This is a genomic window from Methylobacterium sp. CCH7-A2, from assembly GCF_001557075.1.
Classification (GTDB): domain Bacteria; phylum Pseudomonadota; class Alphaproteobacteria; order Rhizobiales; family Beijerinckiaceae; genus Allobosea; species Allobosea massiliensis.
The window spans coordinates 45,543-54,080 of sequence record NZ_LSKN01000294.1 but is presented as its reverse complement, the minus strand read 5'-3'; the positions used below and the strand labels follow the sequence as shown (position 1 = coordinate 54,080).

The window sequence follows — 8,538 nt, the reverse complement described above, 5'->3', positions numbered from 1 at the left end:
CTGGAAATTCTACGACGAGTCCGCCTGGCTCAAGGAGCAGTTCGCCAAGGCGCCGGCGAAGGGCTTCCGCTTCCTCGCCCCCTGGGAGGGCGGTTTCCGTGTCATGACGACGCGCGACCCGCTGAACGGTCCCGAAGACGCCAAAGGCAAGAAGCTGCGCAGCTTCGCCAACGAGATGATGCGCTGGTCGCTCGAAGCGATGGGGTTCGGCGTCCAGATCATGCCGCTGCCGGAGGTCTACATGGCGATCCAGCAGGGCGTCGTCGCGGGCCAGGAAAACCCAATCGACACCGTCAACGCCCAGAAATACTACGAGGTGGCGCCCCATGTGACGCTGACGAACCATGTCTACAGCCCGACCCCGGTCGTGATCGCCGAGAAGACCTGGCAGGGGCTCTCCGAAACGGATCGCGCGCTGATCCTGCGCGCGGCGCAGGAAGTGACCCCCTTCATGCGTGATCTCATCCGCACCCGCGATGCGGATTCGCTGAAGGAGATGGAAGCCAAGGGCGCCAAGGTCAATCGTACACCCCGGATCGACGCGTTTCGCCAATCCGTTGCCTCCGTCTACGACAGGGCGCGCGAGAAATATGGTGCCGACGCCGATGCCTTCATCAAGGAGGCCGAAGCGCTTCGGACGCAGCCGAAATGACGAATCCGCGACCGGCCCATGCTCCCGAGGCGCCCCAGTTCGGACGCGCCGAGCCTGTTGTTGCAGATAGTCGTCGGCTGCCGCTTCCCCTGGAATGGGTGAGCCGGATCGTCGATCTGGCGGTGATCATGATCGGCGCTTCACTGATCACGATCGTCCTGATCAATGTCGTGCTGCATTTGCTGGCGCACGATCTCGCCTGGGTGACCGAGCTCGGCGAGTTCATGATGGTCTGGGTCACCTTTCTGGGCGGCGTCGCCGCCGCCCGGCGCAATGTGCACATGTCGATCACCGAGCTGCTGGACAAGCTTCCGCCGGCCAGGCGCCGCTGGGCGGATGCGGCCGTTCAGACCTTCTGCCTCACGGTGCTCGCGCTGCTGCTGTTTTACGGCTGGCGCATGGTGGAGAGCAGCTGGGGCAGTGTTCTGACCACGCTCGATTGGCCGATGGCCTGGCAGTACATGCCACTGCCGCTGTCGTCCGCGCTGATGATCCTCTTCATCGGCTACGACCTGATCCTGATCCTCCGCGGCATTCCCCGCGACCAGCGTTATCAGGAGAACTGATGCCATGCTGGCCATCGTCATCTTCGGTGTCTTCTTCGCGCTCGCGATAGCGGGCATCCCGCTCATGTTCGCGATGCTCGCGACGACTCTGGGCATCATCGCGCTCTACGGCATGCAGCATCCCTTCGAGACGCTGCTCCTGTCCTTTGTCAGCGGCGTCGAGCCGTTCATGCTCATCGCGGTTCCGCTGTTCGTCTTCACCGGCGAACTCCTCGCCAGCGGAGGTGTCGGCCAGCGCATCGTCGCCTTTGCCTATGTCATGTTCGGCTGGCTTCCGGGCGGGCTGGGAGTCGTCACTGTCGTCTCCTGCCTGATGTTCGGCGGGATCTCCGGCTCGGCCATTGCGGATACGGCCGCGATCGGCTCGCTGATCATCCCGACGATGATCGCGCGCGGCTATTCACGCGGGTTCGCCGCTGCGCTGCTTTCGGTGGCGGGCACGCTGGCGTTGCTGATGCCGCTTTCGGTGCCATTCCTCGTCTATTCCTTCATTTCCGGCACTTCGATGCGGTCGCTGTCGATCGCGGGGCTGATACCGGCGCTCCTGAGCGCGGCGGCGATGATCGCGATCTGCATCTGGCACGGAAAATCGACGGCATGCGACCCCGGCGGCCCCCGCGCGCCGCTGCGCGAAGTTCTCACGGCGGCCTATGCCGCCGGACCGGCGCTACTCCTGCCGATTCTGATCGTCGGGGGTATCTGGAGCGGCTACTTCACCCCGACCGAGGCAGCGGCTGTGGCGGTCTTCTACGGGATCGTCATCTCGATGTTCCTCTACAAGGACCTGCGCTGGAGCCAGATCCCCGACCTCCTCCTCAAGGCCTTCATCACCAGCGCCACCGTGATGCTGGTGATCGGTGCGACGGGCGCTCTGGCCTGGCTGCTGACGGTCGAGCAAGTCGCCTTCCACATGTCGAACTGGGTCGCATCTGTCGCGCAGTCGCCATGGGTGTTCCTGCTCCTTCTGAACGTCGCGCTGCTCTTGCTCGGCCTGTTCATCGAGCCGCTGCCGGCACTGCTGATGGCCGGACCGCTGTTCATTCCCATGGCAGCGGCGTTCGGGATCAATCCCGTCCATCTCGGCGTGGTGATGACCGCCAACCTGGCGATCGCCTTGTATACCCCGCCGGTGGGAGGCACCCTGTTCGTCGCCGCCAAGCTCGCAAAGGCCAGCATCGCCGAAATCACCCGCCATCTCTGGCTGCTGATGGGCGCGACCTTCTTCGTCACGCTCTTGCTGACCTACTATCCGCCGCTCACGCAGTGGCTCCCGCAGCTGGTGATTTCGCTCACCAACTGAACCGGGGTCGGCAGCCGAGACGTCTGGCTGCCGACCTGCACATTCCTCGCTGTCGCGCCGGACGGCGAGCGACCCGGCGATGGCGAGGGTCGCGCAAGGACCGATGGCAAAGCCCCGAGGCGATGGACGAATGGGACGCACGGACATGGTCACGATATCCCTGCGTGGCGAGGACATTCTTCTCGACGGAGTTCCGACCTATCCAGGCAGGTTCTGGAAGGGGCAGCGCGTCGAAGGCCAACTCATATCGATGCGCATGGTCAATGCGATCTTCGATGACCTGAATCCGGAAACCCGGGCGCCCTGGATCTACCCGGACACGAGAACATGGGACCCCGAGCGGAACGTCACCGAGTTCCTCGGCATGCTGCTGGCCTACCGGCGGTTCGGCGTCCTGGGTGTCACGATCAATCTGCAGGGCGGATCGCCGGAAGGCTATTGCGAAATCCAGCCCTGGATCAACACGGCCTTTACGGCCTATGGCGAGTTGCGGGACGCCTATATGGATCGCTTCGATCGCGCGCTGAAGCGGCTCGATGAGCTCGGCATGATCGCGATCGTCGGTCTCTTCTACCACCTCCAGGATCTGCGGCTGGTCGCCAATGAAATGGTTATGCGACACTGGAGTCGATGGGCTCACGCTCCTTCGCCGTGAGGGCTCGCTCAGCCCCGATCGACCCGGGCGGCAGATGCAGCTTCGCAGGTCCAGCCTCGCCGAAACTCGCCACGGTTGGTGCGGAGCATTCCCGTTGCATCTCTTGCGCGCAGTTGGCTGGCGGGCGGCGGGTAGCGGGGCGCGGTGGAGAGGCAGAGGAGGGTGAGAGATCCGCGACGGGTCTGGAGGTCCGGCGGGAGATTCCGGTCCGCCCGTCACGGAGATGCCACCATGGCGAAGACCACGTTCAAGCCTCATCTCAATCCCTCGAAGAACAACCGCGTCGGCTCACCCACTGCGGGAGAGCCGTCATGACTTTCGGAGCAACGGTCACCGACCAGGAGTATTCTCGCCTCGCGCCCATCGAGCGGGAACTGGCGACGGCATTCGCCGCCGAACGTGGATACGCGCAGCCCACGGCCAAGCAGCCGGCATCAGAGCGCAGCGCCGTCGCCATCGACCTCGGACTATCCGATCTCGGTGGCATGATCCGTCTGGATCTCGAGAAGATCCTCGATGGCCGTCTGCTCGTCCAGGGCACATCCGGGGCCGGCAAGAGCTGGACATTGCGACGCATCCTCGAACAGACGCACGGCCACGTGCAGCAGATCGTGATCGATCCCGAGGGTGAGTTCGTCTCGCTGGCGCGGCGTTTCGACTTCCCCGTCCTCGACGGCGCTCGGCTCGACGCCGCAGCTCTTGCGATCGCCGCGACCCGCGCCCGGGAGCATCGCCTGTCGCTGTTGCTCGATCTCTCGCAGATCGACCGGGAAGCCCAGATGCAGCATGTCACGGCGTTCGTCGGTGCGCTGATCGCCGCACCGCGCGAACACTGGCACCCCCTGCTGATCGCAATCGACGAGGCTCATCTGTTCGCTCCATTCGGAGGTGCGGGACTGGCCGCGACCTCTGTCCGGCAAGCGGCGACGCAGACGATCACCGATCTAATGAGCCGCGGCCGCAAGCGCGGTCTCGCCAGCGTCCTTGCTACGCAACGTATCGCCCGGCTCGCGAAATCGGTCTCTTCGGAGGTCCTCAATTTCCTGATCGGCCTCAATACGCTCGACATCGATATTCGACGCGCCGCCGAAACCATCGGGTGGGATGCGAGCAAAGCGTTCGATCGGCTGCCATTGCTTCTGCCCGGCGATTTCGTGGCGTCCGGGCCGGCATTCTCTCGCGCGCCGGCGATGCTGCGCATCGGCCCTGTCGAAACCCGCCACATCGGAGCACGGCCGGAGATCGCGACGCCGTCGCCGATCAGCACCGAGGACGCCGTCCGCCTGCTCGACCTCGACGAACTCCAGGCGGTCTCCGAAGCTGACGGCGAGGCTCGATCCGACATGAGTTTGCCCGCCGGCGCGCGCTCGGTGCGTGCCTTCATCCGGGAGGCCGCTTTCGCCGACGCCGGCCGGGTCTGGGAGGTCCTAGCGCCGCTCGTACCGCAGGGCGCGGCGGTCGCTGACCTCGCCGATTATCTCGGCATCGATTCCGGCCGCGTCAGTGCCGCGCTCGCCCTGCTCGACACCTGCGGCGCCATCGACATCGACGATGTGCACGATGGCCGCGCCGTGCGGATCGCGAAAGGAATGGCGCCGTGAGCCTCAAACCCGTCTCCTTCGCAAAGCCCCGCCGCCACGAACCCCGTCTTTCCGTTCCCTACGTCCCGGGCAAGCGCGACAAGCGCTTCTGGACCGAGACGGAAAACGAAGTCCTCCGGCGCTATTTCCCCGATGGCGGGGCCGCAGCCTGCCTCGCCAGGCTCGCCGAGCACCGCACGCTTGCCGGCGTCTACGGGCAGGCACAGAAGCTCGGCCTGAAAGCGAGCACCTCGCCAGCGGCGCGGCAGCGCCACCGCACCAGTCCGGAACTCGATCAGCTGATCCGCGACGGATGGATCGACATGGATCCCAGCCGAAAGGGCGCCGTTTCGGATCTCGCCACCCGCCTCGATGTTCCCCGCTGGTGGCTGACCAAGCGCTTGACGATCCTCGGCTTGACCGTCCGGCATAAAAAAGAGCCGCGATGGACGGTAGCCGAGGATGCCCTGATGAGCAGTGTCCCGCTTCATCAGCCGGACAAGGCCGCGGCCATCTTCCGTGAGCACGGCTTCCGGCGCTCGCCGACGGCAATCGTCGTCCGGGCGAAGCGGCTTTCTCTCTCCCGGCGAGCGACCCGGCCCGAGCTCTCGGCAACGCAAGCCGCGGCGATCCTCGGCGTCGACGGCAAGTTCGTGACTGCGCGTATTCTCGCGGGCGATCTGCCGGCCGAAAAGCGAGGCGACAGGCGGCTTTCACAGCAGGGCGGCAGTTCCTGGGACATCGAGCCTGTCGCCCTTCGGCGATGGATCATCGACAACCTCGAGGTCGTCGATCTTCGGAAGGTCGACAAGATCCCTTTCGTCCTTCTGATCGCGGGCGAGTGCTCGTGAGACACGTCATCGAGCTGTTGGCCGAGCTCGGAGGCGACCATCGCTCTTCCTGGGCTCCTCGCGACGAACTTGTCCCCGCCCCGATCGCCGAAGGCAGCTCTGCCGCCTGACGTAACCCAACAATTCCTTCAACCCCCGCGCCCGGCATCGCTTCGCGATCGCCGGGCGCATCCGTTTCAGGGAGATCCCGATGTTCGACTGGACGAAATCCTGTTCCTACGACGACGCGCAAAAGCGGCGCTTCCATGCAACCGCCCGTTCGCGCGTGAAGCAGCTCGCCGCCGAGCTGGGCCTGCCCCCCGGCTCCTACGATATCCGCGCCAATAAGGGTGGCATCGCCGTCTCGGGCGAGATCACCCTCCATCATGACGCAGCCTATGTGCAGGTCGCGCAATACGGCCTGTCCTCAGGACACGGCATCCTGATCCGATCCTGCAAGGGCAGGCGCGATTTCATCGGTGGTCCCAACACCTTCGCGCCGCTCGCGCTGCTGGACGATATCCCGGCCCTCGCCGCCAGGGTTCGCAGCATCACCGGCGTCGGCAAGCCGACGCCGACCAACGCGCACGCGGCCTGACGCTTCATCGCGCCAAGGCCGGGCCTGTCCGGACCTTCCTCACCTTCACAAATTGCAAGAGGTCGTCATGCCCACCTATCGGCTTGGCTCCAATGAGCTCGTCCACGCTCCAGGCGTGATCGCCTGGGCCATCAATGGCTACGCCTTCGAACACGATCGAGCGGCTCTGCGCCGCGTCGTCGTCGACGGCTGGCCGGGCGTCCCCGCCGCGGCCGTCGATCAGCTCTTATCCAGGGCGGTTCCTCATAGGATCGACGGCGAAACCGTCGTCTTCACCGTTGCCGAGCCCGCACCACCTCCGTCTCCGGTCGAGGAGGCATGATCATGCTCGGCACCTATCGTCGGCTCAACCTCCACGTCCTCGCGCCGTGGCGCAACGTGGTGCGCGCCGCGCACAACAAGCTCGATCCCGCCTCGCGACGCGATCCCGACAGGCGCGAAGCTCGCAAGAGCTTCTATCGTCAGATGCTGAAGCATCACCGCGACGCACAGCAGATCGTTCATCGCTTTCGGCTCTGACGCCGCAGCACACCCGCCACCTCGCCGATCCAGCTCCATGCCCGCAAGGGCATGGACGGTCGGTGCGCGCCTGCGAGGCAGGCAGACATCCGAGGGCATGCCATGACGACCGATCGACCTTTTCGGAAGATTTTCCCGACTCCCACTGGCGCCCAGCAAATGTATCAGCTCTTGGGCCTTGGAGAGGATCCGCCTATCGAGCAACGCCTCTCCGATGACACCTGTTCAGCAGGGTGGTTCGAGGTAACGGAGGATTGCTACCAGTTCGCGCGCATGATCTGGGGGCCGCTCTTCTCGCGCCCGGGCATGTTCGCCGTCACCAAGCGCGGGACCATTGCCTCGATCTTCTTCGAAATCACCGTCCGCGGACGGCGCCGATGGTTCCACGGCTATTGCGATCTCTCCGACCCCCAGAGCCCGGAGCGCATGCGCGCCGCGATCATCGCCTTCGAGACGCGGGCTTTTGACAGCATGACGCGCGCCGAAAAGCTTGAGGCAATCTGGGCATGGGCACCCGACGATTTCAAAGGGATCGCCGGCGCTGTGGATCCCAAAGCCTGGCCCACTGAACATCTCGGCAAACGCACCATCCTGGTGAACGGTGGAGCCCTCGGCACGGTCCTGAAGCTGCTCGAGCAGCTGACCGACGCCGAAATCGAAGAGAAGCTGGCGCCCCAGGCGAGGTGGAACGCCTCGGATGACGATGCCCCGGCCTGAAGGCCGCAAGGGTCCACGCCTCGGCTGACACCACGAATGGCCCGAGCGTCATGGGTCTGGCGTGCAGGTCGGCTGCGGGCCGGCGTCGCGAGAGGCGGAGGTGGGCTGGGGAGGGGCGGGCGCTGGGCTGGAGAGCGCGCCACTGAGAGATCGTTCGCGATCCCGGCCTCCATGGGACTCCAGCCGAGTCCGACCACCCCAAAATCAGGAGAACTCCATGTTCACGTTCCCGCTTGCCGCGGTGCGCGCGGTCATCGCGCGTGGCGAATCGGATGCTGCCGCCAATGGCGGCTTTCGCGATCCCCATGGCGGTCTCGTGCCCGGAAAGGGCCTACGACCCGGCCTTTGGCTCGTCGGAGATCAGAGTGTGTATCTGATCTCGAATGGTCGTCTTCCGGACGATGGCAAAGCACTGGTCTGCTACGCCGATCAGTGCAATCCAAGCACCAATCCGGATTGGTTCGAATACAAGACTCGCTACTTCGGCGGGGATGACGGCGTCGAGTTCATCGCAGCCGAAGAAATCCTCCCCGTTGCCGATCAGCGAGACGCCGCCACCCATCTGCGCCTCGACCTAGACGAGAACAGCATCGGGATCAGCGTCATCGTCAAGCACTGACACCTTTCTTCAGCTCAATCCGCCGCCCCGCCTTCGCGCGGGGTTTTTGCGTTTTTTCGACCAGGAGAACCGATCATGCCGCACTTCACCATCGAAACCACCTATCTCCTGCCCGTTTACCGCCAGCGAAGCTACGAGGCGCCGAGCCTGGCCGAGGCCTGCCGGCTCTCCATCGAGGACGACGACTGGGACGGCTCGAAGCAGGATCACGAATCCGCCGGCGACACCTATGTCAGCGACATCTGGGCCGGCCCTGACGTCGCGGATCGCGGCGAGCCTGTTCCGATCCCGAGCCAATGCCGCGATACGGTTCAGCGCCAGGTCGAGCATTTCGGCGAGCTCCTGACCCAACTCGCCATTCCCGCGCAGCCCATGGGCATCTCAGCGGTCGACTTCCAGCGCTGGCTACCGAACGCACAGGCCGCCGTCGCCAAGGCCAGAGCCATTCTCGAGGGACGGCGCGATCCAGACGACGTCACCGCCTGAATCCACCTGCGATTGA

12 protein-coding genes are annotated in these 8,538 nt (G+C 64.9%); all 12 read left to right on the top strand.

Translation table 11 applies throughout. The features are described from left to right. Window positions 1–652, top strand: a 652-nt coding sequence (locus tag AX750_RS22670; RefSeq protein WP_197426587.1) for a TRAP transporter substrate-binding protein, incomplete at its 5' end; no start/stop codon positions are given. Beyond that, on the top strand, window positions 649–1,218 hold the full coding sequence (locus AX750_RS22665) for a TRAP transporter small permease (RefSeq protein WP_082735467.1): 570 nt from the start codon (window positions 649–651) through the stop codon (window positions 1,216–1,218). The genes AX750_RS22670 and AX750_RS22665, both read left to right, overlap by 4 nt. 4 nt (window positions 1,219–1,222) lie before the next feature. Beyond that, window positions 1,223–2,518, top strand: coding sequence for a TRAP transporter large permease (locus AX750_RS22660; RefSeq protein ID WP_066719840.1), 1,296 nt, complete (start codon window positions 1,223–1,225; stop codon window positions 2,516–2,518). Between the two features lie 130 nt (window positions 2,519–2,648). Then, window positions 2,649–3,173, top strand: a complete 525-nt coding sequence (locus tag AX750_RS22655) for a hypothetical protein (protein WP_066719838.1) — start codon at window positions 2,649–2,651, stop codon at window positions 3,171–3,173. Between the two features lie 113 nt (window positions 3,174–3,286). Continuing rightward, the gene (locus tag AX750_RS22650) at window positions 3,287–4,774 is read left to right on the top strand and encodes a DUF87 domain-containing protein (RefSeq protein ID WP_171019684.1); all 1,488 of its coding nucleotides are present in this window, start codon (window positions 3,287–3,289) and stop codon (window positions 4,772–4,774) included. Continuing rightward, on the top strand, window positions 4,771–5,604 hold the full coding sequence (locus AX750_RS22645) for a hypothetical protein (RefSeq protein WP_066719834.1): 834 nt from the start codon (window positions 4,771–4,773) through the stop codon (window positions 5,602–5,604). Before AX750_RS22650 ends, AX750_RS22645 begins: the two co-directional genes overlap by 4 nt. 190 nt (window positions 5,605–5,794) lie before the next feature. Further along, window positions 5,795–6,181: a hypothetical protein gene (locus tag AX750_RS22640; protein WP_066719826.1), complete on the top strand. Its 387-nt coding sequence runs from the start codon at window positions 5,795–5,797 to the stop codon at window positions 6,179–6,181. Between the two features lie 67 nt (window positions 6,182–6,248). Next, window positions 6,249–6,503, top strand: coding sequence for a hypothetical protein (locus tag AX750_RS22635; protein ID WP_066719824.1), 255 nt, complete (start codon window positions 6,249–6,251; stop codon window positions 6,501–6,503). Between the two features lie 2 nt (window positions 6,504–6,505). Next, complete coding sequence (locus tag AX750_RS22630; RefSeq protein ID WP_066719846.1) at window positions 6,506–6,700, top strand: hypothetical protein; 195 nt, start codon at window positions 6,506–6,508, stop codon at window positions 6,698–6,700. A gap of 102 nt (window positions 6,701–6,802) precedes the next feature. Next, window positions 6,803–7,417 carry a DUF1419 domain-containing protein gene (locus tag AX750_RS22625; RefSeq protein ID WP_066719822.1) on the top strand — a complete coding sequence of 205 codons (615 nt, stop codon included), beginning with the start codon at window positions 6,803–6,805 and terminating at the stop codon, window positions 7,415–7,417. 217 nt (window positions 7,418–7,634) lie between these two features. After that, on the top strand, window positions 7,635–8,036 hold the full coding sequence (locus AX750_RS22620) for a DUF3085 domain-containing protein (RefSeq protein WP_066719820.1): 402 nt from the start codon (window positions 7,635–7,637) through the stop codon (window positions 8,034–8,036). 75 nt (window positions 8,037–8,111) lie between these two features. After that, complete coding sequence (locus tag AX750_RS22615) at window positions 8,112–8,522, top strand: hypothetical protein (protein WP_066719816.1); 411 nt, start codon at window positions 8,112–8,114, stop codon at window positions 8,520–8,522. Window positions 8,523–8,538: the final 16 nt, after the last annotated feature.

What these genes read in the sequence shown, in the direction of transcription:
- AX750_RS22640 (WP_066719826.1), top strand. Translation starts at nt 5,795, where the DNA reads ATGTTCGACTGGACGAAATCCTGTTCCTACGACGACGCGCAAAAGCGG.
- AX750_RS22665 (WP_082735467.1), top strand. Translation starts at nt 649, where the DNA reads ATGACGAATCCGCGACCGGCCCATGCTCCCGAGGCGCCCCAGTTCGGA.
- AX750_RS22630 (WP_066719846.1), top strand. Translation starts at nt 6,506, where the DNA reads ATGCTCGGCACCTATCGTCGGCTCAACCTCCACGTCCTCGCGCCGTGG.
- AX750_RS22635 (WP_066719824.1), top strand. Translation starts at nt 6,249, where the DNA reads ATGCCCACCTATCGGCTTGGCTCCAATGAGCTCGTCCACGCTCCAGGC.
- AX750_RS22620 (WP_066719820.1), top strand. Translation starts at nt 7,635, where the DNA reads ATGTTCACGTTCCCGCTTGCCGCGGTGCGCGCGGTCATCGCGCGTGGC.
- AX750_RS22660 (WP_066719840.1), top strand. Translation starts at nt 1,223, where the DNA reads ATGCTGGCCATCGTCATCTTCGGTGTCTTCTTCGCGCTCGCGATAGCG.
- AX750_RS22625 (WP_066719822.1), top strand. Translation starts at nt 6,803, where the DNA reads ATGACGACCGATCGACCTTTTCGGAAGATTTTCCCGACTCCCACTGGC.
- AX750_RS22615 (WP_066719816.1), top strand. Translation starts at nt 8,112, where the DNA reads ATGCCGCACTTCACCATCGAAACCACCTATCTCCTGCCCGTTTACCGC.
- AX750_RS22655 (WP_066719838.1), top strand. Translation starts at nt 2,649, where the DNA reads ATGGGACGCACGGACATGGTCACGATATCCCTGCGTGGCGAGGACATT.